A 22,881-nucleotide genomic window follows, 5' to 3' on the forward strand; every position below is an offset into this window, starting at 1 on the left:
TCTATTTACTTGAAAATAGCTGTAAGTTTGTGATATTCTTCTCTGAGACTTGTTATCCAATTGGAAGTTCAATAATAAATTCTGCTCCCTCACCGGGTTCGGAACAACAATACAAATTGCCGCCATGTTTCTCAACAATAATTTGACGAGCGATCGCTAATCCTAATCCTGTTCCTTTGCCCACTGCTTTAGTGGTAAAAGAATGCTCAAAAATACACTCTTTCACATCTGGCATCATGCCCGGCCCATTATCAGAAATGTGAATCAAAACCTGTTGTTGATCTTCAGATAATTTTGTACGAACTCCGATTTGATTAGGATTGGCTTTAATATCTTCAAAACTCCATCCCTGCTTTTGATTCGATTCTTCTAAGGCATCGATTGCATTTGCCAACAAGTTCATAAATACCTGATTCAGTTGTCCAGCATAACATTCTATTAAGGGCAAATCTCCATAGTCTTTTACCACTTCAATTTCCGGTCGAATCTCATTGGCTTTCAGGCGGTGTTTAAGAATCAATAGAGTACTATCTAGACCTTCGTGAATGTTAAAAGAAATGGGGCGATCGCTATCAGTTCGTGAGAAGATACGCAAACTAGTGCTAATGTCTTGGAGGCGATTTACCCCTTCCTTCATAGAACTAATCAGCTTTGGTAAATCTTCTCGCAAATATTCCAAATCAATTGTTTCAATTTTGGCATAAATATCTGGATCAAAAGTGGAGTATTTATCTTGATATAAGTCAATCAAGCTAAACAAGTCTTGTACGTAATCTCTTGCTGGTTGCAGATTGCCTGCTAAAAAGCCCACTGGATTATTAATCTCATGAGCTACCCCAGACACAAGATTGCCCAAAGCCGACATTTTTTCAGTTTGAATAAGTTGCATTTGCATCTGCTGGAGTTGCTTAAGTGCCTGTTCTGCTTTCTCTTTTTCTTGAATAAGTGCAGATGTACGTTCTTGAACACGCACTTCCAGTTCTTGATTGATTTGCTCTGACAGACTTTTTGCTTCTTTGAGATCAACTTCTGCCTGCTTTCGTAAGGTGATATCTGTTGCCAAAAGAGAGTATTGACTAATAATTACCTCTGAATTCCTAATTGGCTGCCCATCCATCAAAAGCCATGATTGAGTGGAATGATCATCACGGTGATAAGCAAACTCAAACTTAAAGCTCTCGCCTTTAATCAGCTGCTCTCGAATATAGGTTTGTTGAGGCAAATTTTGAGAATTCGGCGATAGGATATGGAAAAACTTTTGCCCAAGCAATTCCTCAATTGACAGTTTACTGTAAGAAGCAAATGTCTGGTTAGCCCACAAAAGCCGTCCGGCTCGATCAATCAGCGCCATAAATAAATCCTGGCGATTAGCAAGGGCTTGTGTTACGACCATTGGTAAGTCAAACATACTGAGTATGGTTAGGCTGGGTGTTTGGAGTGAAGATCAGAGGGCATCGCGCCTTCCTGCAACATAGGCTAAAAAGACACGACTAATATCGTCCCGGATTGCACGAAACACAACTAGTTTTTCATCCTCTGTTCCTTCAGCAGCAGCCGGATCTGGAAAACTGAAGTGATGGCGCTTGGTTGAAGCAAGCAGAACAGGGCAACTCTGATCAGCATGATCGCAGACAGTAAGGACAATATCGATTAGCTCATCAAAGAAAGTATTAATGTGTTTACAGGTATTGCCAGAAATGTCAATACCTACTTCCAACATGACCTTTACCGCCAGGGGATGTACCTCTGTAGCGGGATTCATGCCTGCACTTTGGACATCAAATAAATCGTCAGCTAATTCTCGCAAAAAGCCCTCAGCCATTTGGCTGCGGCAAGAATTGCCTGTACAAAGAATGATTAGCCGGGGTTGGTTCATGGTTTTTTTGAAGAAGATTAGGTTAATTAATATGGTGAAGTTAGAAGCGTTACCTGACAATTGAGGTTACCTCTAAATGCTAGAGTACCCAGAATGATTGAAAAGCTAATAAATTCGCAGAATCCGCAGACTACGCAGACTACCCTGCGGGAAGCCGCAAAGCGTCTACGTTTGTATAGCCGAGTCAGTGCGTCGGGTTCCCCGACTTGAGTTCCAGATGCACAGAGAAGAGGAGTTTGAGAAACTAAATTTTTGAATTTTATACATACTTTGATTTAGCAACGCCGCCATTTGATAACATTAACGAAGTGGTTGATCGCTTATCAAATCCTCAATCCTACCTGGACTGGATTAAATAATTGATTATACCTAAAATTATTAAATGAGCCGGGTAGAACACATAAAACCATCTAGCTCGTGAACCTTGCTTACCATTGAATTGAAAAACAATGAGTCCTGCAAAAATTGCCCAATTTTGAAATATAGAATGCGTAGGTATAATTAGAAAAATTAAGTGAAAGATGCACCAGCAGAGCAACCATATTCTGGGCTTCAGTTTGTCTGTTAGAGACATCAATAAAATTACTCCAATCCCATATCCTCCATACTCAAAGCCCAAACTCTCAGAAACTACTGCACACAATCCAGTAATTATTAATTGCTGCCACAATTGCGGGTAACGCTTTACTAAGCGCAACATCACAAGTCCAAGAAAAAGCGTGAAGAGAATATTAAATGATAATCTCTGGAAAACAAAACTATAGATTGGCTGAGATATAATTGCTGTAATTAATAGCCTGCTCCCATAGCGGTACACATTTTGGGTGTGTTTTTCGCCTTTAGCTAGAAGCCATGCAAAGAGGGGAAAGCTCAATCGCCCAATAAAGTGCAAGATTAGAAAGTCTGGCATGAACAAATAGCAGACATGATCCATAACCATGAACACTGCTGCTAAGATTTTAATGTTGAAAGCTGAAATTTTAATCACAATGCTAAGTTTTACCTTGGATTCCTTGATATAAAATCTCTAAAATCTTATATATTTATTTCTTTAATATAAGAGTTATTCAAAATACTAGCAATTTGATAACATTAACAAAGAGGGCAATGTCTACGACAGGCTACGCCTACGCACTCTTGAGCAAACTTGCAAAAACACTATGGCAAAGCGTAAAAAAAGCAATCTCCAGTGGATTAAAGAAACGCTTGAACTCAAACCTGACCATCGCTGGGAATCTCCATCAGGCTACAAAATTTTTGTAGCAGATCGGGGATCTGTTCGTTTCAATGTTCCCCAGGATTGGGTTTTTGAACCACAAGAAAAATCATTTAAGTTCCTCGATAAAAAACCGCCTGACGATGATTGCTGCCTAGAAGTATCTTTTAATCGCCTGCCACCCAATGACTGGAGCCAGTTTCCGCTCAAATCCACTTTGAAGAAAGTCATGGAAGACGACAGTCGCAACGTTATTGCTAGGGGAGAAATTTTTACTATCAAGCGCCAAACCGCCAGGATTGTCTGGACAGAGATGAAGTTTATTGACACTCAGGAAGAACCACGCGAAGCTTTTTCGCGGACTTGCATTGGTTTGGGGTCAAATGTTCAGTGCTTGATAACATTCGATTATTGGGCAGATCAAGCAGAGCCGCTAATACCCGTTTGGGATGAAGCGATGCGTAGTCTCACATTAGGGTTATATATCCGTGATCCAATGACTGGTTTGGCTTTCCCAGATTGAGCCATAAAAATGAATCGTAAACACAATACCTTTGCCAATTTACGAGGGTGAGTTGATATCTGAACTCCCTTTTCTCTGAGGCTTGGCAAAAACAATAAGTCCTAAAAATTCCTTCAAGGTTTCCCACAAGGTTTTTTAACGTATTGTCCGTAGTATCAAGGGTTTGATATTCCAAGCTACCTTATAAGCTAAACGCTTATGTATGGGTCATTTTGCCATTTTTGCCCAAATTTTTGTTGGCTCTTATTTTGGCAAAGGTATTGAAACATATATTAAATTGGGGTGTAGGTGTAGCCCACACTTTTACAAAGTTCAATGACTGTCGTAGACATCGCTAATACAGGCTACACCTACATATTTCTATATGCTAAATTTGGAGCGGGATAGTAACAAAGTTACAAAGCTATAGTTCAGGTTTTATACCTGACTGGTGCGCCAAGTTTTGCTATGAGCGTATACCGCCGAGTGCTTTAAACTATACCATCGTTTGATTAGCTCAGATGGTAGAGCGATCGACTTATAATCGATGGGTCACAGGTTCGACTCCTGTATCAAACTCCAAAGGAAGTTAGCTCAATTGGTTAGAGCGATCGACTCATAATCGATGTGTTGTAGGTTCAATTCCTATACTTTCACCCAAAACCCTGTCCGGGTCAAAAGACACTACTCTGTCACGGTAGACAACATGGTACGGGAGAAATCCCCAAACGGTTCGAGTCCGTCATTTTCCAAACTCTGCGGTGCAAGTGTTTTGCTGTCGGTCATTATTCGTAAGGGTGATGTTCGGTAGCCACAGTCAAGGAGCAAGCGCAACTGCATTTCTCCCTAACTTGAGTATGTCCCTTCGTTTCTTACATTTAGTTTTCCTTCGGGGATTCTAGATTAGCAACCGAACGGTATATTTGAGCGTGGTTCTCTTTTTCTAGATTGCCATTGAGCAATCTGGGAAAAGTAACAGCAATCTTAATCCAGCTTTGGAGAAACTTTTGCCCACACCTGAACTGTAAACATTTGCACTGGCAGAGTAAAAAACTTTTGTAGTATATAGTAGTACGAGCAGGTAAAACCAATCCTTTAGCCTTTTTTGATAAGGTTGTAAACTCCAATACTTAAGCTGTGAGACGGCAATTTAAATCGCAGGTGGTATTTGAGTTCAAGGAAGGTTATAAATGTCTTTATCAAATCTTCTTAGCTGGTTGCGATCGCTACGCCCACCCCAGGCATCGCGTAACTTATCTAAGGTATCGGGCAAATTATTTATGCAAATTACTATGTGGAAAACATTTTATATCAAACCTAACGAAATCGCCATCTTATATCATCGCAGTGACTTTAAGAAAATTTTGCAGCCTGGTACACATACTTATTTTGGTTGGCATTGGCAAGTCAAAACCTATGACCTCAAACAGCCACAAGCTCAGATTGAAAACCTAGAACTATTGTTGCGAGATCATCAGGCTGAATTGCAACAATATTTATTAATTATCAGAACCGCATTCAACCAAGCTGCTTTAGTCCGTTGTGGTCAGAATTGGATAAGCGTTGCACCAAATCAATTGATTGCTTTTTGGCGCGGTTTTATTGAGGTAGAATCTTATCTTTTCAACTTGGAAGAAAGCTGGGAATTGCCTACTTCCTTTGTACAGCAATTGCGCTCAGTTACATTGAATGGACTAAAAAAGTTCCAAATCTCCGAGTATGAGATTGGTTTACTATATCTGCAAAACAATTTTGTACGACCTCTAGAACCAGGAGAGTATGCTTTTTGGTCAATAAATAGGGATGTTACAGTCCGAACTCTCAGCCGGATTGTGCCTAACCCAGACTTTCCCCTCGAAGATGTACTCATTGAAAAACATCCTGACTTTGTTGCTGCCTACTGTGAAATAGTGCAATTACTGACTTCACAAGTTGCAATTGTGCGGTATCGAGGGAAAGTGATTTCTATTTTGCCACCCACAAGTCGCAAGCTATTTTGGCAGGGTGTGGAAGTGGAAATTATTGATATCAGCGCCGATGCTCAGTTACAGCCTGGCTTGGTGGCTGAGTTGGTTGAAGGGTCAACAGAAGTGAAATTGCTCAGTCGCAACTGTTTGCATATTTGCCAAGTTCCGGCACAACATATTGGACTATTATATATTAATGAAGAGTTTCAAGGGCAGCGATCGCCAGGGGTACACGCTTGGTGGTTATTTGGTCGCTCTTTTCAAACCGAAACCATTGACCTGCGACTACAAAATATGGAAGTATCCGGTCAAGACATCCTCTCTAAAGATAAAGTACCTCTGCGGTTGAATTTGACGGCTGGCTTCCGCATCCAAGATCCATTGAGGGCAAAAAACGGGTTATCAGATATTTCCGGGTTCTTATACAAAGAATTACAATTTGCTTTGCGTGGTGCGGTTGGCGAACGAAGTTTAGATGCTTTATTAGAAGATAAAGGTGCAATTGATAGAAGTATCTCTGAATACATTCGCCAAAAAGCCGCAGACTACGGCATTGAAGTAGATTCTGTAGGTGTCAAAGATATTATTTTACCTGGTGAGATTAAGGCTATCTTGAGCAAAGTAGTCGAGGCAGAAAAAGCCGCTCAAGCAAACGTAGTCAGACGTAGAGAAGAAACTGCTGCTACTCGCAGTATGCTAAACACTGCCAAAGTGATGGAGGATAACCCCGTCGCATTGCGTTTAAAGGAACTTGAAGTGCTAGAGCGCATTGCAGAGAAGATTGATCGGATTCAAGTTAACGGCAGTTTGGATAGTATTTTGACAGACTTGATTCGGATGAATCCGTAGCGATTTGGTTATTGAAGCTTAAGTGTTCGGTTAGGTTGCCTATTGGTAAATTGAATTGTAAGCAAAGGTTTGCGATCGCGCCTAACCCAACGTGTAAAAGTTGCTTGTCTCTAGTTAGCTTAAACCTTATAGTATATATACGTATTAAGTGTATAATATAATGTTTTGTATAAAAATTTTGTATATTATGACAACCTGAGCTAGAGTGTCAGCAGCAAATAGCTGTAGAGGGTGAAGGAAGATTATGCCAATATGTGACTATTGTGCAATGGCATTTGATTTATTTGACGGCATTTATGATGATGGAGACTTCATGTGTGGTAGCTGCATAACAGGGTTTATAATTAAATCTGAGGCTATTCAAGGCAACTCTAGGCAGCAGTTGGAGCCAAAGCCTTCTCACAAGACTGAAAAGCAGAAGAAATGTAAGTCCATCTCTCCATCCCATAGCAGTCAAGTGAGTGGAGAACAGAACACAAGCAAGCTTGATAAAGCTGGTCGATTGGCAAAGAATATACAAATCATGTTGAAATCGAAAGGCGGATCGCTTTGTATTAATCCATCAAATAAGAAAGCATTCGAGTTAGCTGTTGAACGATTGGGAATGAAGCTTGATGAATTTCACATCGATAATGATGATTTTTATCTTCATATCAGCTTAAAACGTGACATAAAAAAAGATACTAGAATAGTACGAGCTTTACTTAAACGTCCTGAGTTGCCCAAAAATAATACAACGAACCTTCAGTAAAAATAGTGTTTGAGGGTAACAAGTATGACGAGGTACTGTAATTATAGCATCGTGCGATCGCTTGTAGAACAGGGGTAAAATAGAAGCAATTCTCTTTGATTGAAAACGTCATACACTAAAAGCACCGCAAAACTATGGCGTACAGCGATTTTACTTTAGAAAAGGTTTCGGCTGTTTTGGGAATCACTACCCAAGAGGCTGATCTGTTTCCCAAGCTCATACCTATTTCTATACCTTCTTGGTTAAATGAAACTCTAGGAAAACGAACCCAGTTATCTCTAATTAGTGAAAAGGCTCGGAGCGAGTTTATTATTGTACCGATTCTACTGGCCTGCCGTGATATTAGCCAAGATAGTTTGGCTATTTTTTCAGGACAAAGACTTGACGTTGATCCTGCACAGGGTTTGATTGGGGAATGTGATTTTATTTTAGCAATAGCTCCACCTGTATTACCACTGCGATCGCCAATTATTAGTGTGGTGGAAGCGAAGAAAAATGATGTTGAAGCTGGTTTAGGACAGTGTATAGCGCAAATGGTGGCGGCGGATTTATTCAATCGTTCATCTAACCAAGCAGAAATTACTGTATATGGATGCGTGACAACAGGAGAAGTATGGCAGTTTCTTCAACTTTCTCAAAAAGTGGCTTTGCTTGATCAGCAAAGATATTACTTAGATAATGTCGGAGCAATTTTGGCAATTGTGCAGACAATTGTCCAGCAATTCAGTAGTTAATTTGTAAGCCAAAACCAGTTTAAACATCTGCTCGGAGTAGCGCCTAAAACTGTTCGACAAAAATAGCAGGAACCTGTAAAATAAAGTTGGGCTTTGTAATTTAATCTGTGCGATCGCTCTAGCGGGTTTTTGGTTAACAAGTCAGACAAAGCCCATTGACCAACATCGGTAATAAATATTCTGGCAACACATTAATAGCTGAACTCGCTCAAATATATTTTAAATTTTTGTTGTAGTAATAGTTGCGAAGGTGTATATTTACACTAATTCGGATTAAAATATATACTTTATAGATAAACTATAATTATGCCGACTCAATGGCATGGAGTCACTGCGATGTCAATTGATGAAGTTAAAAACCAGCAAAATAATGATCTAGCTCAACCCGCTACAGGCTTAATAGAAAGCTTATCAAAGACAAAAGACAAGAAAAAATCTAAAAAATCAAAACGGATTTTTGATGGTAGCACTGAAACTTTTGCCAAGAAAATTTCCAAAAGTACTTTTGAAACTAAACTAGAGCAACTCCAGATTGAGCTAGTTAAAATGCAATACTGGATTAAGCACGTCGGCTATCGGGTTGTCGTAATATTTGAAGGGCGCGATGCTGCCGGCAAAGGAGGAGTAATTAAACGTATTGCCGACCCACTAAATCCTCGTGGCTGTCGTGTAGTTGCCTTAGGAACCCCCTCTGATCGCGAGAAAACTCAGTGGTATTTTCAGCGTTACGTGCAACATCTTCCGACAGCAGGCGAAATAGTCCTGTTCGATCGCAGTTGGTATAATCGAGCCGGGGTTGAACGGGTGATGGGTTTTTGTACCGAAGCAGAATATGAAGAATTCATGCAATCTTGCCCGGAATTTGAACGAATGCTGGTGCGATCGGGCATTGTTTTAATCAAGTACTGGTTCTCAGTCAGCGATGAAGAACAAGAGCAACGCTTTCTTTCTCGCAGCCACGATCCAGCAAGGCGCTGGAAACTCAGCCCGATGGATTTGGAATCACGTAATCGCTGGGTAGAATTCTCCAAAGCAAAAGATGCCATGTTTGCTTACACCAATATTCCAGAAGCCCCCTGGTTTACGATTGAAGCAGATGATAAAAGACGGGCGCGGCTCAACTGCATTCATCATTTGTTGAGTAAAGTTCCTTACGAAGATATGACACCTCCTCCCTTAGAGCTTCCGTCTAGACCTGTGGCAGAGGATTATCTTCGCGCCCCCCGTAATGAACAGTTTTTTGTTCCTCAAGTGTATTAGGGAATATCACTCTAGAAGGAATAATGCAAAGTTTCAACTTGGCCATCCATTGCCGAAAACCTCTTTGTTCCTCATACAGAAGAGGAATATAAAGGCTTGGTTGTGATCCTTGATTGTCTAATCGATCAAATTGGTGGAGATGACACGCATCCACTCGCCTCTCTAATGGAAGTTATCGGTGTTTTAATTGAAAACTACGAAACTGAACACATTCGTGAGTTAGAGGCGATCGCTTAACTTCACCCAGTATAAATATACAGTGGCGTGTTGTCGAGTAAAGGCGTAGGCGTAGCCCGTCGTAGACATCGCATGACGGATTACTTCTTGTGCATCTCACACTAAATCTTGTCGATTTGGGGCGATCGCTTAGGTAGTAAATTAAAGACGGTAATATTGCAGCAGGCATTGTCCAAGATGATCAAGCCGTTTATTTATATCACTCCTTATCGCAATGAAGCCAAAAGTTTACATTGAAACTTCCATTCCCAGTTTTTATTACGAGGCACGTACTGAAGCTGATATGGTGGCGCGGCGGGACTGGACACGGGAATGGTGGAGCTGATGCAAATGACAACTATGTGCTTGTAACCAGTCTTGCAGTGCTGGATGAACTCAATCGAGGTAACTTTCCTGGCAAGAGCGAAGCAATAGAACTGATTGTGGCTTGTTATTTCTCCCGATTGAATCTGCAATCGCTGAAATCGTTGAAGTGTATATTCAGCAACAACTGATGCCCAAAGATCCACTTGGAGATGCACTACATCTTGCCCTAGCTTCGTATCATAAATGTGATTTTCTCTTAACCTGGAATTGTCGTCACTTGGCAAACGCCAATAAGTTTGGGCATATCCGACGACTGAACGTTATGCTGGGGTTATTCGTTCCAACGCTAGTTACGCTATTAGAGTTAATAGGAGCGCAAAATGACGAAGAATGATGAGGCAATCAGCCAAATACGTAAAATTCGCCATCTTATATCTCAGGAGAATGAACACAACCCCCAGAAGTTGGTAAATTATTACATTCAACTTCAGAAGCAATATCCCCACCTTATTCAGTACAGAGAGCAGCAGACAAAAATTTCAGAATCCGCACCACAACAAGGTATTGAAGCCGAAGCATAGAAGTGATCGGTTAAACTTGCTGTAGAAAACCGAGGATTATTCAGTGCGATGGCTTCGCCCGCCGCAGGCATCGCACTATTGTTATAACGTTATGTCATGCGATCGCACTATCCCGTAAATTAATTTTATTAACGCGCAATCATCGGGATTTTAGTAAAGTAGCCGCATTGTTAATTGAGGATTGGACGGTTTAATGCGACGCCGAATAGCCCGTCGCAGACATCGCCTAGTTTATTGTCGAGTGAGGGCGTAGGCGAACGCGAAGAGCGTCTCGTAGAGAAGCCCGTCGCAGACATCGCAACAATAGTCTACTTTTTTTACTACGATGTCTACTTCTTGTGCATCTCACACACAATATCTAAATATACAGTGCCGTGTTTTCGAGTTGTGGTAATGATTAAAATATTAAGATTAGCAGTGGGAGGTGAGTTATATGGATAACAAAATTATTAAGACATCAGGGATTTTTAGATGCACGTTATTACTCGTAAACGGCTGAATGAATTTGCTAAACTTTATCCAGATACAAATAACGCCTTGGCTCAGTGGTATGGATTAATCAAGGGAAATGAGTTTGCCACATTTGTAGAACTCCGTGAAATGTTTCCATCAGCAGATCAAGTCGGTAAACTGACAGTATTTAACATTGGTGGTAACAAAGTTCGACTCATTGCTGCAATTCATTACAACCGTCAAAAAGTCTACATTCGGGCTGTGTTAACGCATTCAGAATATGATGAAGGAAAGTGGAAAGAATAATGCAAAGTTTCAACCTTGATCAAACCATCACCGCTTGGCCATCTATCGCGGAAAACGTCTTTGTTCCTCACACAGAAGAGCAATATGAACGCTTAGTTGAGATCCTTGATTGTCTCATCGATCAAGTTGGTGAAGACGAGACACATCCACTCGCGTCTCTAATGGAAGTTATCGGTGTTTTAATTGAAAACTACGAAACTGAGTATATTCCTGAGTTAGAGGCGATCGCTTAACTTCACCCAGTATAAATATACAGTGGCGTGTTGTCGAGTAAAGGCGTAGGCGTAGCCCGTCGTAGACATCGCACCAACGGCCTACTTCTTGTGCATTTCATAGATAATCTTTAAATGTTGTCGAGTTAAGGCGATCGCACCAACAGTCTACTTCTTATGCATTTCACACACAATCTCTAACTGTTATCGAGTGAAAGCGATCGCTCATAAAAGCAATTAAATATCTTTATTACCTTCGAGAGAGTTGCCACCGCTTACTCTAACTCGTTATTCTTCAGATAGGCGTAATGCAGTTAAGGAAAACCTCAAATGTCAACTAATATTTCTCTGGAAGAACGTCTCGCAGCTGTCGAAGCGGCGGTGACAGAGTTGCAAAAACAAGTAACAGCTTCTCAACCAACCAATTGGCTGCAACAAATTACAGCTTCCTTCAAAGACGAGCCTGCGTTTGAAGAGGTACTCGCTTATGGACGTGCGATTCGTCAAGGCGAGGAGCTAATAATCGAAATTCAGGATGAGCCATGAAATATTTGTTAGATACAGATCATCTGAAATTAGTTTTATTAACGCGCAATCATCGGGATTTGGGCAAAGTACCTGGATTGTTAATTGAGGATTGGACGGTTTAATGCGACGCCGAATAGCCCGTCGCAGACATCGCCTAGTTTATTATCGGTTTAGGGCGACGCCGAATAGCCTGTCGCAGACATCGCCACAACGGTTTACTTCTTGTTTATCTGACAGATAATCTTTAAAGGCGATCGCAGTTCAACTTAATAGTACAATTTAAAGTATTTGCTTGAGGGTATCAGCAATGACGGCGAAAGAGCAACTTCTTCGAGAAATTGAGCAAGCACCAGAGGAACTGATTGAAGCAATTTTATACATTTTGCAGTCTGTAAAGGCGCAACCTAGCTTCCAAGGTTCTAATCAAGATAGTATTCAGGAAGCAGATAGCACCCAAGTAATTGCTTCTCCTCTTGAAGCGGATAACTCCTTACAAAATCTCTTCAACGAGTTCGAGCAATTTGCTCAGAGTATTCCTTCTGAAGAACTTGTTAACTTGCACACAGATAGCGCAGAGCAGCACGACCAGTATCTCTACGGAACTCCAAAAACATCAGCATGAATTTTGTTTTCGTAGACACGTTTTACTGGATAGCACTTGCTAATCCACGAGATGCATGGCACGTCCGCACTCAAGACATACACAAATCGCTGATGCAAACAAAACTGATTACAACCGATGAGGTGCTGACTGAGTTTGTGAATTATTTCTCAACTGCTGGTAGATACACCCGAAGCGGAATATTTCAACTAGCACAAAGCATTCTGCAAAATGATCAGGTTCAAGTTATTCCACAAACACGCGAATCCTTTTTAGCTGGTCTAGCTCTGTATTCTCAACGCTTCGATAAAGGCTATAGCTTGACAGATTGCATTTCTATGCACACTATGCGCCAACTAGAGATCATAGAGGTACTGACACACGATAAACACTTCACCCAAGAAGGCTTTGCGATCTTGTTGTCTAATTGAGTGTCGGAAGTAAGCAAAACGTTATTGAAGCAGCGATCGCAAGAATAGTCTACTTTTTTTACTGCGATGTCTACGACGGGCTACTCAGCGATCGCACTATCTCGTAAATTAGTTTTATTAACGCACAATCATCGGCATTTAGGCAAATTACCCGGCTTGTTAATTGAGGATTGGACGGTTTAATGCGTAGGCGTAGCCCGTCGCAGACATCGCCTAGTTTATTGGCGAATGAGGGCGTAGGCGAAGCCCGTCGCAGACATCGCACCAACGGTCTACTTCTTATACATCTCACACACAATCTTTAAAGGCGATCGCAACAACGGTCTACTTCCTTTAGTGCGATGTCTACGACGGGCTGTTCGGCGTCGCATTACATTAACCAAGATTTTTGTGAAAATTATTAATTTAGATACGCTTACCCTGGTTTTAAATATAATATCTTGCTCATGATACAATCTCAGAGTGCGAAGCACTCGATCTCAGATAACCCACAAGTTGGGTTACTATTGAAATGTGAATTATCTTTATGACAAATGCAAAGTTTGATGCTCCACCACCCGAAACGCTCATTTTTTTGAGGCAAATTAGCAAAAATGCCCGTCTTAATAAGCATCAACACTTTAATGCTGCCGAAAGAAACAAATTTTACAACAACATCTTCGGCTCTGCGGCAATACTTATCAATGTGATTTTAGGATCTGTATTATTTATAACTGCTTCAAACACTTTACCAGAAATTACAAAGTGGGTAAGCGGCTTTATGGCTATGATTGCTGCTGTTTGCGGTGGTATACAAACTTTTTTTAACTTTGAAAAACTCTTTGAGGGACATAGAAGAATTGCTAATAATTATCTTGAAGTTCAGCGTGAATCCGAACAGGTATTGGCAGCCTTTGCTGATAATTTGATTGATTTACCAGGGCTGGTGAAACAAGTAGAAATAATTAATGAGAAGTACAATACCGTAAACAGTAATGCCGAAGGATTTCCTACAAACGATAAAGATTATCGAAAAGCAAAACAATACTAAGTAGTACTGACTTTTCCCGGATTTATCACAAGATTTATCAAAGCCTTATAAAACCTGGATTTATGAATTTCAGACTGGATAAAAATTTTTAGCCTTCAGAAATGCTTGAAAGAGAGTCGGGGTAAAGGTTATGAAGAATTCGATCGTAGGACTTTTGAGAAATCTATCGCACCATTTAATCTAAAGAATCGTCATTCTAAATAGTCTTTCATTTTACAGTTATTATTTAAGCAAAATGCAAGCAAAATCTAAAAACTAGACTGAATAAGAGTTATATTATCTAAAGCGTAAAAACAGATTGTTCCTAAATAACCCTGCAACTTGCATTTAGGCTAGAAATAGGCTCTTTATTCTCCCGTCGCTAGAAAGCCTTGCATTATGTGATGTTGAAGTGCGATCGCTAGGTTCGGAGTAATCCCAAGAGTGCATTTGACGGAAAGGAAGACCCATCTTTTGGAAGACGTACTTCTCTTTCACACCAGAAGCTACAAGGTCAGGCTTCAACGCTTTGATAAATTCCTCGAATTCGTAAGCGGTAACGTCGTCATAAACGATGGTGCCGTTTTCGATGTAGTGAGTGGTACGTTTGTAATCGTCATTATGAGCGAACTCATAACCAGTACCTATCATCTTCATGCCCAAATCTTGGAAAGCTGGGACAACGTGGCGAGGACGTAGACCACCAACCATGATGGCGACAGTCTTACCTTCCAAGCGGGGGTAATACTTAGCAAGGATCGAGTCCATTGTGGGCTGATACTTGGCGATTACCTTCTCAGCGTTCGCTTGGATTGTCTCGTCAAACTTAGAAGCAATTTCCCGTAAAGATTCAGCAATCTTAGTGGGGCCGAAGAAGTTGTATTCCAACCAGGGTATACCATAAGCTTCTTCCATGTGACGGCTGATGTAGTTCATCGACCGGTAGCAGTGGATGAGGTTCATCTTCACATTGGGAGTCATCAACATTTCGTTGATGGTGCCATCACCTGACCACTGAGCGACTACGCGCAAGCCGAGTTCTTCTAACAGGATGCGGCTCGCCCAAGCATCACCACCGATGTTGTAGTCACCAATGATGGCTACATCATAAGGAGTACCTTCAAACTGAAGTGTACCGTCTTTCTTAGCTTGGTCGGATCTGGTGAACACCCAGTCACGAACCATGTCGTTAGCAATGTGGTGTCCCAAAGATTGGGAAACACCCCGGAAGCCTTCGCAACGCACAGGTACAACTGGCTTGCCAATTTCTTTCGATGTTTTCCGAGCAACAGCTTCGATGTCATCCCCAATTAGACCGATGGGACATTCAGATTGAATGGAAACACCACGGTTGAGGGGGAAAAGTACATCAAGTTCTTGGATGAGCTTGACAAGTTTCTTGTCTCCGCCAAAAACGATATCTCGTTCTTGGAAATCGGAGGTGAAGTTCATGGTACCAAAGGAGTCAATACCTGTGGTGCCGATGTAGTAGTTACGACGACCAGACCAAGAATAATAACCGCAACCTACAGGCCCGTGGCTGATGTGGATCATGTCCTTAATAGGACCCCAGACCACACCTTTAGAACCGGCGTAAGCACAACCACGAGCGGTCATTACACCAGGAAGGGATTTGATGTTAGACTTAACGCCGCAGTCGGACTTACCTTCTTCGTATACGTTTAAGTGTTTTTCGCGCTTTTTAGCAGCTTTTTCTGGGTAAGCACTGAGAACTTCTTTAATCAGTTCTTTTCTTTCTTCGATGATGTTTTGGTTTTCTGGAGGTGTCATACTTAGCCTCTGTGACTCGTAAGGATCGGGGCATAGGGGGACTAGGAGTCCCCTCTAAGGTTAGGGGGGAAATGGAAGGGAGAAGGTAAAAGGGAAGATATGAAACTCTTCCTTTTTCCTTGTGCTAAAGCATTATTTCTTAGCAGCGAATTATACTACAGGAACTTCAGCAGCACTCTTGCCAATCAACATTGCAGCATTTTCTTCGCTTTCGAGAACACCAAATTCAATCAACAACTCTTCTAACTCTTCCATCTCAATAGGTGTGGGGATGGTGAGATTCTTGTTCTCGATAATCTTGGTGGCTAATGCGCGATATTCTTGACTTTGATTGCTATCAGGTGCGTACTCGTTCACGGTCATCCGACGCAATTCTGCGTGTTGAACAATGTTGTCACGAGGTACGTAGTGAATCATTTGGGTGTTCAAGCGTTTTGCCAGGGTTTCGATGAGATCGATTTCCCGGTCAACGTTACGGCTGTTACAAATCAGACCACCCAAACGCACGCCACCAGTGTGAGCATACTTGAGAACACCACGAGCGATGTTGTTAGCAGCGTACATCGCCATCATTTCACCTGATGTAACGATGTAGATTTCTTGGGCTTTGCCTTCACGAATAGGCATAGCAAAACCACCGCACACAACGTCACCCAATACGTCGTAGGATACGAAGTCAACGTCTGTATAAGCACCGTTTTCTTCTAAGAAGTTGATGGCGGTGATGATACCACGACCAGCACAACCTACTCCGGGTTCTGGACCACCAGATTCTACGCAACGAACGTCCCGGAAGCCGGTCAGCATTACTTCATGGAGTTCTATATCTTCTACTGCACCACGTTCAGCAGCCAATTGAAGAACGCTTGTTTGAGCCTTGCTGTGCAGCATCAAACGGGTGGAGTCAGCTTTAGGGTCGCAACCGACGATGAGGATGCGTTGACCCATTTCTGCCATAGCTGCTAAGGTGTTTTGGGAAGTGGTAGATTTACCAATACCGCCCTTACCGTAGAAAGCTATCTGTCTAATTTTTTCGTCAGTCATGATTCGTGTTATCCTGCAATTGATTGGTGGGTTTTTTGGGTTTTTTGGCTCTCACACCTGTTGAGCTACAGCAGTGAGGGTATGTAGAACGATGCCGGGGGCGATCGCTCTACAGCTAAAATGATCGAAAGTAAGTACATATATTTCCTGGCTAAATTTTTTTTCTTTTGTCCCTAGTCATTAGTCAAATTACTAATGACTAAGAGATTACGCAATTTACAAATACGTCATAATGTGTTTCAGCTTGAAAAACTAAATAGGACTTGATTTTGTCAACAATCAATGCACAAATCCTATTACTTGTTCAAAATAGCGCCCTTTAAATTTGAGACGCGCTCTAGTGCAGCTTTGGTGTCTTCTGCTGACTCTCCACGCACAGCCATTGCTTCACCCAGATGCGTGGCGATCGCATCGAAGTGTGGTTGCTGTAAATTCATTCCAGCGTGGGTTTTGTCCATTGGACGACCGGTGTATTGCTTTGGCCCCTCAAATATTTGAGATAAGAAAGCAACTAGATGATTACGTTGCTTGACCATATCTGTACCAGCAAAAATGGGATTGAGGAGGCTGTCTGTGGCAATGCGTTTGTGGAGTTCATCTACTATTTGTTCAAGAGCCGGTTGTCCGCCAAGTTTGTCGTACAATGTACTCATATCCTGTTCCTTTGAAGCGAGTTGGATGATGAAATTCGCAAGTAGGTTGCTTAATCTATGAAGCCTATATGCTGTTAGCCGTAATAGCTAATTTAGCTATCGGTTGTCGGTAGGATTGAAGCATTGATGAGAAGACAATTATGTGGTTCAAATCCTACTTTCTGTTCCTGGCTGAATGCATATTAGGGCGTATTTGTAGAGTACGTTAAGTCCTACAGCAATTCCTAAACTGCTTCGACTACAAGGCTCTTGCTGACACGATCTTGTAATCTGGCTTCGATCGCAATTTTCAGAGTTGCTGTACTACTAGAACAGGAACCGCAAGCACCTTGCAGTACAACTTTAACGCGATCGCCTTCAACATCATAGAGTTCTACGTCTCCCCCGTCAGCGATGAGTACGGGTCTGACTTCTTCATCGAGAACCTTTTGAATTAGAGCAATTTTTTGGACGTTGGTTAGCGATCGCTCTTTAGATGTAACAATTTCTGTGGCAACTTTTACGCCATAGTTGTTGAGGTCAGGTGAGGCGTATTCCTGTTGAACTGATTTGATTATATCATCAATGTTCGCCAGACAGGAACCGCATCCGCCACCAGCTTTTACATAATTTGTTACTTGTTCAGCATCCGTGAGATGATTTTCTAGAATGACGCGGCGAATTTTGGACTCGCTGATTCCAAAGCAACTGCAAACTAACGCGCCTTCATCGTCATCATCATGGCTAGCTAGAGGTATACCACGATAATTATAGATAGCGGCTTCTAACGCTTCTTGTCCCATGACAGAGCAGTGCATTTTAGCTTCTGGTAAACCACCCAGGTAATCTGCAATGTCTTTGTTGGACACTTTCAGAGCTTCATCTAAGGTTAAACCCTTGATCATTTCGGTTAATGCACTAGAAGATGCGATCGCACTAGTACAACCAAAGGTTTGAAACCGAGCATCTAGAATCTTATCAGATTCAACTTCAACTTTGAGGTGCAATCTCAGAGCATCGCCGCAAGCAATGCTACCGATTTCTCCCATTGAAACCTTAACCCCAGTTTCGCCCGTTTCTTCGATTGCTCCCTGATTTTTGGGATCGTAAAACAGTTCTAATACTTTATCAGTGTAGTCCCACATATTATTAAGTGCTGAGTGATGAGTGCTGAGTGATGAGTGGGGAGTGGGGAGTGGGGAGTAGGGAGTAGTAAATTCTTTATTCCCTACTCCCTACTCCCTATTCCCTACTCCCTAGCGATGTGCCAGTGCTTGCTCTTGTTCTTGCAGCCAACCCGCATTATCATTTTTGAAGGGTGAGAGGGCGCGTAAACGTTCTACAATACTGGGCATTACCTCTATCACTTGATCGATTTCGGCTTCTGTGGTGTAGCGACAAAGGCTGAAGCGAATGGAACCATGCAAAGTTGTGTAGGGTAAGCCCATTGCCCGAAGGACGTGGGAAGGTTCCAGTGAGCCGGAGGTGCAAGCAGAACCGGAAGATGCACAAATACCGTATTTATTCAAGGATAGTAAGATAGCTTCACCTTCAATATACTTGAAGCCGATATTTGTGGTGTTTGGCAATCTCTGCGTAGTGTCACCATTAACGACACAATCGGGAATTGTAGCGAGTAAAGTTTGTTCGAGGCGATCGCGCAGTCTTCTTTCTCTTTTGGTCGCTTCTTCTAAGTGTAACAGTTCCAGTTGGGCAGCTTTGCCCAAGGCAATAATTGCTGGAACATTCTCAGTTCCCGCCCGACGCCCGCGTTCTTGGTGTCCGCCAATCATGAAGGGACGGAACCGAACCCCGCGCCGGATATACAAAGCCCCAATTCCTTTCGGCCCGTGCAGTTTGTGACCAGACAGGGTTAACATATCCACGGTGCTAGTCTTCATATTCAAGGGGATTTTTCCCACTACTTGCACCGCATCTACATGGAAGATAGCGCCATATTCTTTAACGCGCAACCCAATCTGCTCAATCGGGAAAACTGTGCCTGTTTCGTTATTAGCATACATAATTGTCACCAGGGCGGTGTTACCCGTCAAGGAAGCTTCTAGTTCATCTAGATCCAACTGCCCTTGATGATTTACTGATAGATAGGTAACAGTGTAACCTTGGGTTTCTAATTGTTTGCAGACATTGAGTACTGCTGGGTGTTCAACTTGGGTGGTGATAATGTGCCGCTTTTCTGGTTGCGCCAACAGTGCGGCTCGAATCGCCGCGTTATCTCCCTCAGTACCGCAACTTGTGTAGACAATTTCTGACTCATCGGCTCCCAGGATAGCTGCAAGTTGTTCTCTTGCTGTTCTCACTGCTTTACCGACTTGCCCACCAAAGCTATGCATACTAGAGGGATTGCCGTAATAGTCTGTGAGGTAAGGTAGCATTACCTCTATAACTTCTGGGTCTACCTTAGTGGTGGCATTATTATCGAGATAGATGCAGTTCTTTTGCATTGTTGTCTTTAATTACGAATTACGTTAGCGAAGCAGTAGCGAGTCTTCTCCCAAAAGGAGACGTTTCACGAACGAGCGTCATTACGAATTATTTAGGACTGACGCAAAATTGTCTCAAAAACCTGATTTGTCGTAGTGTTAATTCATGAATTACCACTATTGTAGAACTTTTTTGCGTAAGTCTTGTTATTTAAGCTTCAGATCCCACTGATTGGGGTTGACGCTTTTGTAACTGTTCGGAGTATTTCTGGGAATAGCAGTTAAACCAACGTTCCCAGTAATCTTGTTTATTTGTTAATTTAGCAACTACGCGGTTGTAATTGGTAAACCAGCCTTCCCAGTAATCGCTAGGCTGCTTAACGCAACCGTCGCAGGTGGGACAACCAGCTTTACACTGAGGCATGGTATGAATGCTACCAACGCAGTTTGTACAAAGTTCAGAGTCAATCCAATGTTGTCCTTCAGCTATCTTAATTGCACCAGTGGGACATACAGATAGACAGAGATTGCAGGAAATACACTGGCTAGTAATTTTGTAAGCCATGATTATTCTCCTTTTTTGGAAGTGGGGAATGGTAAATGTAGCCCTGTCAAGGTGATATATCGCTTAAATTTCATATTCATTCAAACAAAATCTTCACTTGTTCTTTTAGAATTTTGAAAATTCCAAGTTCAAAGGTGCAACTTCCGAGTTCAAAGGCTCAACTTCCGAGTTCAAAGGCTCAACTTTCGAGTTAAAAGGTGCAACTTTCGAGTTAAAAGGTGCAACTTTCGAGTTCAGAGGCTCAACTTCCGAGTTCAGAGGCTCAACTTCCGAGTTCAGAGGCTCAACTTCCGAGTTAAAAGGCTCAACTTCCGAGTTCAAAGGCTCAACTTCCGAGTTAAAAGGCTCAACTTCCGAGTTAAAAGGTGCAACTTCCGAGTTCAGAGGCTCAACTTCCGAGTTAAAAGGTGCAACTTCCGAGTTCAGAGGCTCGTAAACGTGAGTTCGACAAGTCTTATTTGACCTCTCCCCCAGCCCCTCTCCGACGCGGAGAGGGGAGCAAAAAGCTGAATTTTTTGTTGCTCCTCCCTTTCCGTTTCGGAGAGGGAGGCTGGGAGGGAGAGGTTCATCGAACTCACGTTAATAAACACAAAACTCACCTTGACAGCGCTATTGGTTAAGTGGGGAGTAGTGAATATTGAAATTTCCTACTCCCTACTTCCTATTCCTAATTCCCTAATTCCTTAACGTATTGCTCGTAAAACTCCAAAGCAACCTTTTCAATCACGTCGTAAGATTCAACAGTCTGTATTCCAGCTTCTTGCAATTTTTCTTGAGGACAGTTACCAATCTTGGAGACTAAAACTGCTTTGCAATCTGCGATCGCTTTCATAATATGCTCAAAGGAAGCTTCTTCGCTGTATCCACCTTGGCAGTATTGGTCAATTTTGCGATGACCGACAAAGCGAGCATCGTTTCCATCCACTTCGTAAATTTGGAATTCTTTGGCATGACCGAAGTGCTGGTTAACCAATCCGCCGCCTTTGGTTGCTACTGCAACGAGGATTTTCGGACTGTTGGCAAATTTCTTGCCAGCAAGCGCCTTGTCTTTAGCTACTTTCAGTTCTTCTTTAAACTTCTCAATCCCTTCGTGAACGGTAGCGCGTTGTTCCATGTCATATTCTGGAGCCATTTCCAAGAATTTCTCTTTGGAAAACTCCTGACTGCGGTCTTCTCCCAATAACCCGACTGCATCGGCGCGACACTGGCGACAGTGACGCATCATTTTCATGTTACCAGAGCAATTGTCTTGAACTTCTTTGAGTTCTTTAGGTGTGGGGCCGCGTTGACCAATTAAACCGAAGTGTGTGCCATGTTCTGGTGCAGAAATCAATGGCATGATGTTGTGCAAGAATGCACCTTTCTCACGAATGACTCGATTCACTTCGACTAAGTGATGGTCATTAATTCCGGGAATCATCACCGAGTTAACTTTGCACAAGATGTCCGCATCTTTGAGGGCTTGCAATCCTTCCATCTGTCTTTCGTGGAGAATTGTCGCGCCTTCAATGCCTTTATAACGCTTGCGTCTGTAGTGAACCCAAGGATAAATCTTAGCACCGATCTCTGGATCTACCATGTTAATGGTGATCGTAACGTGATCTATATTTAATTGTTTAATGCGATCGATGTAGTCGGGCAGCATTAAACCATTAGTTGATAAACACAGCTTAATATCTGGTGCTTGCGCTGCAATCAACTCAAATGTGCGGAAAGTCTTTTCGGGGTTCGCCAGAGGGTCGCCAGGGCCAGCAATTCCCACAACTGTCATTTGAGGAATCTTGCCACCAATGACCAAAGCTTTGTGTGCAGCTTCTTCTGGGGTTAGCAATTCGCTAACTACTCCAGGACGGCTTTCGTTAGCGCAATCATATTTGCGGTTGCAATAGTTGCATTGAATGTTGCAAGCTGGAGCAACTGCAACGTGCATCCGGGCGTAGTGGTGATGAGCGTCTTCGCTGTAGCAGGGATGTTTAGCAATGCGTTCTTGGAGTTTTTCGTCCCTTTCCACTGTGGCGCTGCTGGTGCTGTCGCAACCGCAACCACCTGATTTTGCTTGGGTTGTTGTCGATTCCGTGGCGGGGGAGTTGAGGAGTCGTGTAGACGGTGATGTCATTGAGTTTCGCAAAAGGTCGGTGGACTTGGCTGCCACTGTGGGAGATGCTGTTGCTAATGTCTATGCCCAGGAATTGAAGTCGCGTCTTCCACACTGCCTGCAAACGCCTGGGTTTGGGCGACTTGTTTTCAAGTAATGCAGGGATAAATCTGGTTCTTCGGCTGGTGTGTCAACGTTTGGTTCTTGGGTAGAATTTGTGCTTACAGCCGCGACTTCTATTCACTTTTGGCATAGTGCTATGTCATCCCTCCACTCACTCTTCGCTTCGTTTTGTTTCAGAGCGTTAAGTGATTGGCGATATATGATTTATATCAGCCGTCTCTAGCCAGATGTTGCGTCTATCTAGGCTAGAATTTATTGGATTTATTACGGTTGTACTCAAGTAATAAAAACCCTAATTCTTCAAGCATTACAAGAATTAAAAAAGTTTTTTTCGGGTAGGGGTTCTAGTATTTTTTGGTTGGGGTTCG

At 42.4% G+C, this 22,881-nt stretch carries 27 protein-coding genes and 2 tRNA genes; 17 read left to right on the forward strand and 12 right to left on the reverse strand.

All coding sequences use genetic code 11. The features are described 5' to 3' along the window. Positions 1-52: 52 nt before the first annotated feature. The 3 genes from F8S12_RS28470 to F8S12_RS42485 all read right to left on the reverse strand — a co-directional run bounded on the left by F8S12_RS28470 (position 53) and on the right by F8S12_RS42485 (position 2,864). The gene (locus tag F8S12_RS28470; RefSeq protein WP_230968334.1) at positions 53-1,408 is read right to left on the reverse strand and encodes a sensor histidine kinase; all 1,356 of its coding nucleotides are present in this window, start codon (positions 1,406-1,408) and stop codon (positions 53-55) included. Positions 1,409-1,444: 36 nt separating this feature from the next. Further along, positions 1,445-1,876, reverse strand: a complete 432-nt coding sequence (locus F8S12_RS28475) for an arsenate reductase ArsC (RefSeq protein ID WP_196519633.1) — start codon at positions 1,874-1,876, stop codon at positions 1,445-1,447. A gap of 337 nt (positions 1,877-2,213) precedes the next feature. Further along, a complete protein-coding gene (locus F8S12_RS42485; RefSeq protein ID WP_196519634.1) occupies positions 2,214-2,864 on the reverse strand; it encodes a TraX family protein in 651 nt (216 codons plus the stop codon). Between the two features lie 172 nt (positions 2,865-3,036). Between F8S12_RS42485 and F8S12_RS28485 the strand changes: the two genes are divergently transcribed. The 3 genes from F8S12_RS28485 to F8S12_RS28495 all read left to right on the forward strand — a co-directional run bounded on the left by F8S12_RS28485 (position 3,037) and on the right by F8S12_RS28495 (position 4,254). Next, a complete protein-coding gene (locus F8S12_RS28485) occupies positions 3,037-3,615 on the forward strand; it encodes a hypothetical protein (protein WP_196519635.1) in 579 nt (192 codons plus the stop codon). Positions 3,616-4,100: 485 nt separating this feature from the next. After that, a tRNA-Ile gene (locus F8S12_RS28490) sits at positions 4,101-4,176 on the forward strand. 1 nt (position 4,177) lies between these two features. Then, positions 4,178-4,254: transfer RNA gene (locus tag F8S12_RS28495), tRNA-Ile, on the forward strand. 24 nt (positions 4,255-4,278) lie between these two features. Here F8S12_RS28495 and F8S12_RS28500 read toward each other — a convergent pair. Next, on the reverse strand, positions 4,279-4,434 hold the full coding sequence (locus tag F8S12_RS28500; RefSeq protein WP_196519636.1) for a hypothetical protein: 156 nt from the start codon (positions 4,432-4,434) through the stop codon (positions 4,279-4,281). A gap of 452 nt (positions 4,435-4,886) precedes the next feature. Between F8S12_RS28500 and F8S12_RS28505 the strand changes: the two genes are divergently transcribed. The 13 genes from F8S12_RS28505 (at position 4,887) to F8S12_RS28565 (ending at position 13,840) form a co-directional block, all read left to right on the forward strand. Then, entirely contained in the window at positions 4,887-6,410 is a 1,524-nt protein-coding gene (locus F8S12_RS28505; protein ID WP_196519661.1) for a slipin family protein, read from the forward strand. 268 nt (positions 6,411-6,678) lie between these two features. Beyond that, on the forward strand, positions 6,679-7,161 hold the full coding sequence (locus F8S12_RS28510) for a hypothetical protein (protein WP_196519637.1): 483 nt from the start codon (positions 6,679-6,681) through the stop codon (positions 7,159-7,161). 134 nt (positions 7,162-7,295) lie between these two features. Continuing rightward, entirely contained in the window at positions 7,296-7,895 is a 600-nt protein-coding gene (locus tag F8S12_RS28515) for a hypothetical protein (RefSeq protein WP_196519638.1), read from the forward strand. Positions 7,896-8,201: 306 nt separating this feature from the next. Beyond that, a complete protein-coding gene (ppk2, locus tag F8S12_RS28520) occupies positions 8,202-9,155 on the forward strand; it encodes a polyphosphate kinase 2 (protein ID WP_230968335.1) in 954 nt (317 codons plus the stop codon). A 96-nt stretch (positions 9,156-9,251) separates the two neighbouring features. Beyond that, positions 9,252-9,392, forward strand: a complete 141-nt coding sequence (locus tag F8S12_RS28525; protein ID WP_230968336.1) for a hypothetical protein — start codon at positions 9,252-9,254, stop codon at positions 9,390-9,392. Positions 9,393-9,885: 493 nt separating this feature from the next. Next, positions 9,886-10,092: a hypothetical protein gene (locus tag F8S12_RS28530; protein ID WP_196519639.1), complete on the forward strand. Its 207-nt coding sequence runs from the start codon at positions 9,886-9,888 to the stop codon at positions 10,090-10,092. Then, positions 10,079-10,279 (forward strand): hypothetical protein, encoded by a 201-nt coding sequence (locus F8S12_RS28535; RefSeq protein ID WP_196519640.1) that lies wholly within the window; start codon positions 10,079-10,081, stop codon positions 10,277-10,279. Before F8S12_RS28530 ends, F8S12_RS28535 begins: the two co-directional genes overlap by 14 nt. A 471-nt stretch (positions 10,280-10,750) precedes the next feature. After that, positions 10,751-11,038 (forward strand): type II toxin-antitoxin system HigB family toxin, encoded by a 288-nt coding sequence (locus tag F8S12_RS28540; RefSeq protein ID WP_196519641.1) that lies wholly within the window; start codon positions 10,751-10,753, stop codon positions 11,036-11,038. Then, entirely contained in the window at positions 11,038-11,271 is a 234-nt protein-coding gene (locus tag F8S12_RS28545) for a hypothetical protein (RefSeq protein ID WP_196519642.1), read from the forward strand. The genes F8S12_RS28540 and F8S12_RS28545 overlap by 1 nt, the downstream gene beginning before the upstream one ends. 309 nt (positions 11,272-11,580) lie before the next feature. Further along, complete coding sequence (locus F8S12_RS28550) at positions 11,581-11,796, forward strand: hypothetical protein (RefSeq protein WP_196519643.1); 216 nt, start codon at positions 11,581-11,583, stop codon at positions 11,794-11,796. A gap of 289 nt (positions 11,797-12,085) precedes the next feature. Further along, positions 12,086-12,400, forward strand: a complete 315-nt coding sequence (locus F8S12_RS28555; protein ID WP_196519644.1) for a hypothetical protein — start codon at positions 12,086-12,088, stop codon at positions 12,398-12,400. Then, a complete protein-coding gene (locus F8S12_RS28560) occupies positions 12,397-12,810 on the forward strand; it encodes a type II toxin-antitoxin system VapC family toxin (protein ID WP_196519645.1) in 414 nt (137 codons plus the stop codon). The genes F8S12_RS28555 and F8S12_RS28560 overlap by 4 nt, the downstream gene beginning before the upstream one ends. 526 nt (positions 12,811-13,336) lie before the next feature. Then, the gene (locus F8S12_RS28565; RefSeq protein WP_196519646.1) at positions 13,337-13,840 is read left to right on the forward strand and encodes an SLATT domain-containing protein; all 504 of its coding nucleotides are present in this window, start codon (positions 13,337-13,339) and stop codon (positions 13,838-13,840) included. Positions 13,841-14,167: 327 nt separating this feature from the next. Here F8S12_RS28565 and nifD read toward each other — a convergent pair whose 3' ends face one another. From nifD to nifB, 8 genes are all read right to left on the reverse strand, one after another. After that, on the reverse strand, positions 14,168-15,610 hold the full coding sequence (nifD, locus tag F8S12_RS28570) for a nitrogenase molybdenum-iron protein alpha chain (protein WP_196519647.1): 1,443 nt from the start codon (positions 15,608-15,610) through the stop codon (positions 14,168-14,170). 150 nt (positions 15,611-15,760) lie between these two features. After that, positions 15,761-16,654: a nitrogenase iron protein gene (nifH, locus tag F8S12_RS28575; protein WP_196519648.1), complete on the reverse strand. Its 894-nt coding sequence runs from the start codon at positions 16,652-16,654 to the stop codon at positions 15,761-15,763. A 296-nt stretch (positions 16,655-16,950) separates the two neighbouring features. Next, positions 16,951-17,307, reverse strand: a complete 357-nt coding sequence (locus tag F8S12_RS28580; protein WP_196519649.1) for a globin domain-containing protein — start codon at positions 17,305-17,307, stop codon at positions 16,951-16,953. Positions 17,308-17,531: 224 nt separating this feature from the next. Next, positions 17,532-18,431 (reverse strand): Fe-S cluster assembly protein NifU, encoded by a 900-nt coding sequence (gene nifU / locus F8S12_RS28585; RefSeq protein WP_196519650.1) that lies wholly within the window; start codon positions 18,429-18,431, stop codon positions 17,532-17,534. A 111-nt stretch (positions 18,432-18,542) separates the two neighbouring features. Beyond that, the gene (nifS, locus tag F8S12_RS28590) at positions 18,543-19,751 is read right to left on the reverse strand and encodes a cysteine desulfurase NifS (protein WP_196519651.1); all 1,209 of its coding nucleotides are present in this window, start codon (positions 19,749-19,751) and stop codon (positions 18,543-18,545) included. Positions 19,752-19,941: 190 nt separating this feature from the next. After that, complete coding sequence (locus tag F8S12_RS28595) at positions 19,942-20,295, reverse strand: DUF362 domain-containing protein (protein WP_196519652.1); 354 nt, start codon at positions 20,293-20,295, stop codon at positions 19,942-19,944. Between the two features lie 105 nt (positions 20,296-20,400). Continuing rightward, positions 20,401-20,616, reverse strand: a complete 216-nt coding sequence (locus tag F8S12_RS28600) for a hypothetical protein (protein ID WP_196519653.1) — start codon at positions 20,614-20,616, stop codon at positions 20,401-20,403. Between the two features lie 346 nt (positions 20,617-20,962). After that, positions 20,963-22,306: a nitrogenase cofactor biosynthesis protein NifB gene (gene nifB, locus F8S12_RS28605; protein ID WP_331001457.1), complete on the reverse strand. Its 1,344-nt coding sequence runs from the start codon at positions 22,304-22,306 to the stop codon at positions 20,963-20,965. On the opposite strand from nifB, the gene F8S12_RS42100 reads away from it, so the two are divergent. Next, on the forward strand, positions 22,275-22,547 hold the full coding sequence (locus tag F8S12_RS42100; RefSeq protein ID WP_331001458.1) for a hypothetical protein: 273 nt from the start codon (positions 22,275-22,277) through the stop codon (positions 22,545-22,547). The genes nifB and F8S12_RS42100 overlap by 32 nt on opposite strands. The last annotated feature ends 334 nt before the right edge of the window (positions 22,548-22,881 follow it).

This window comes from Nostoc sp. WHI (genome assembly GCF_015714725.1).
Lineage (GTDB): Bacteria > Cyanobacteriota > Cyanobacteriia > Cyanobacteriales > Nostocaceae > Nostoc.

Excerpts from the sequence above, each read along its gene's own strand:
- F8S12_RS28470 (WP_230968334.1), bottom strand. The coding sequence starts at position 1,408 with ATGTTTGACTTACCAATGGTCGTAACACAAGCCCTTGCTAATCGCCAG.
- F8S12_RS28475 (WP_196519633.1), bottom strand. The coding sequence starts at position 1,876 with ATGAACCAACCCCGGCTAATCATTCTTTGTACAGGCAATTCTTGCCGC.
- F8S12_RS28485 (WP_196519635.1), top strand. The coding sequence starts at position 3,037 with ATGGCAAAGCGTAAAAAAAGCAATCTCCAGTGGATTAAAGAAACGCTT.
- F8S12_RS28500 (WP_196519636.1), bottom strand. The coding sequence starts at position 4,434 with ATGCAGTTGCGCTTGCTCCTTGACTGTGGCTACCGAACATCACCCTTA.
- F8S12_RS28505 (WP_196519661.1), top strand. The coding sequence starts at position 4,887 with ATGTGGAAAACATTTTATATCAAACCTAACGAAATCGCCATCTTATAT.
- F8S12_RS28510 (WP_196519637.1), top strand. The coding sequence starts at position 6,679 with ATGGCATTTGATTTATTTGACGGCATTTATGATGATGGAGACTTCATG.
- F8S12_RS28515 (WP_196519638.1), top strand. The coding sequence starts at position 7,296 with ATGGCGTACAGCGATTTTACTTTAGAAAAGGTTTCGGCTGTTTTGGGA.
- ppk2 (WP_230968335.1), top strand. The coding sequence starts at position 8,202 with ATGCCGACTCAATGGCATGGAGTCACTGCGATGTCAATTGATGAAGTT.
- F8S12_RS28530 (WP_196519639.1), top strand. The coding sequence starts at position 9,886 with ATGCCCAAAGATCCACTTGGAGATGCACTACATCTTGCCCTAGCTTCG.
- F8S12_RS28535 (WP_196519640.1), top strand. The coding sequence starts at position 10,079 with ATGACGAAGAATGATGAGGCAATCAGCCAAATACGTAAAATTCGCCAT.
- F8S12_RS28540 (WP_196519641.1), top strand. The coding sequence starts at position 10,751 with ATGCACGTTATTACTCGTAAACGGCTGAATGAATTTGCTAAACTTTAT.
- F8S12_RS28545 (WP_196519642.1), top strand. The coding sequence starts at position 11,038 with ATGCAAAGTTTCAACCTTGATCAAACCATCACCGCTTGGCCATCTATC.
- F8S12_RS28550 (WP_196519643.1), top strand. The coding sequence starts at position 11,581 with ATGTCAACTAATATTTCTCTGGAAGAACGTCTCGCAGCTGTCGAAGCG.
- F8S12_RS28555 (WP_196519644.1), top strand. The coding sequence starts at position 12,086 with ATGACGGCGAAAGAGCAACTTCTTCGAGAAATTGAGCAAGCACCAGAG.
- F8S12_RS28560 (WP_196519645.1), top strand. The coding sequence starts at position 12,397 with ATGAATTTTGTTTTCGTAGACACGTTTTACTGGATAGCACTTGCTAAT.
- F8S12_RS28565 (WP_196519646.1), top strand. The coding sequence starts at position 13,337 with ATGACAAATGCAAAGTTTGATGCTCCACCACCCGAAACGCTCATTTTT.
- nifD (WP_196519647.1), bottom strand. The coding sequence starts at position 15,610 with ATGACACCTCCAGAAAACCAAAACATCATCGAAGAAAGAAAAGAACTG.
- nifH (WP_196519648.1), bottom strand. The coding sequence starts at position 16,654 with ATGACTGACGAAAAAATTAGACAGATAGCTTTCTACGGTAAGGGCGGT.
- F8S12_RS28580 (WP_196519649.1), bottom strand. The coding sequence starts at position 17,307 with ATGAGTACATTGTACGACAAACTTGGCGGACAACCGGCTCTTGAACAA.
- nifU (WP_196519650.1), bottom strand. The coding sequence starts at position 18,431 with ATGTGGGACTACACTGATAAAGTATTAGAACTGTTTTACGATCCCAAA.
- nifS (WP_196519651.1), bottom strand. The coding sequence starts at position 19,751 with ATGCAAAAGAACTGCATCTATCTCGATAATAATGCCACCACTAAGGTA.
- F8S12_RS28595 (WP_196519652.1), bottom strand. The coding sequence starts at position 20,295 with ATGGCTTACAAAATTACTAGCCAGTGTATTTCCTGCAATCTCTGTCTA.
- F8S12_RS42100 (WP_331001458.1), top strand. The coding sequence starts at position 22,275 with ATGCGTTCTTGGAGTTTTTCGTCCCTTTCCACTGTGGCGCTGCTGGTG.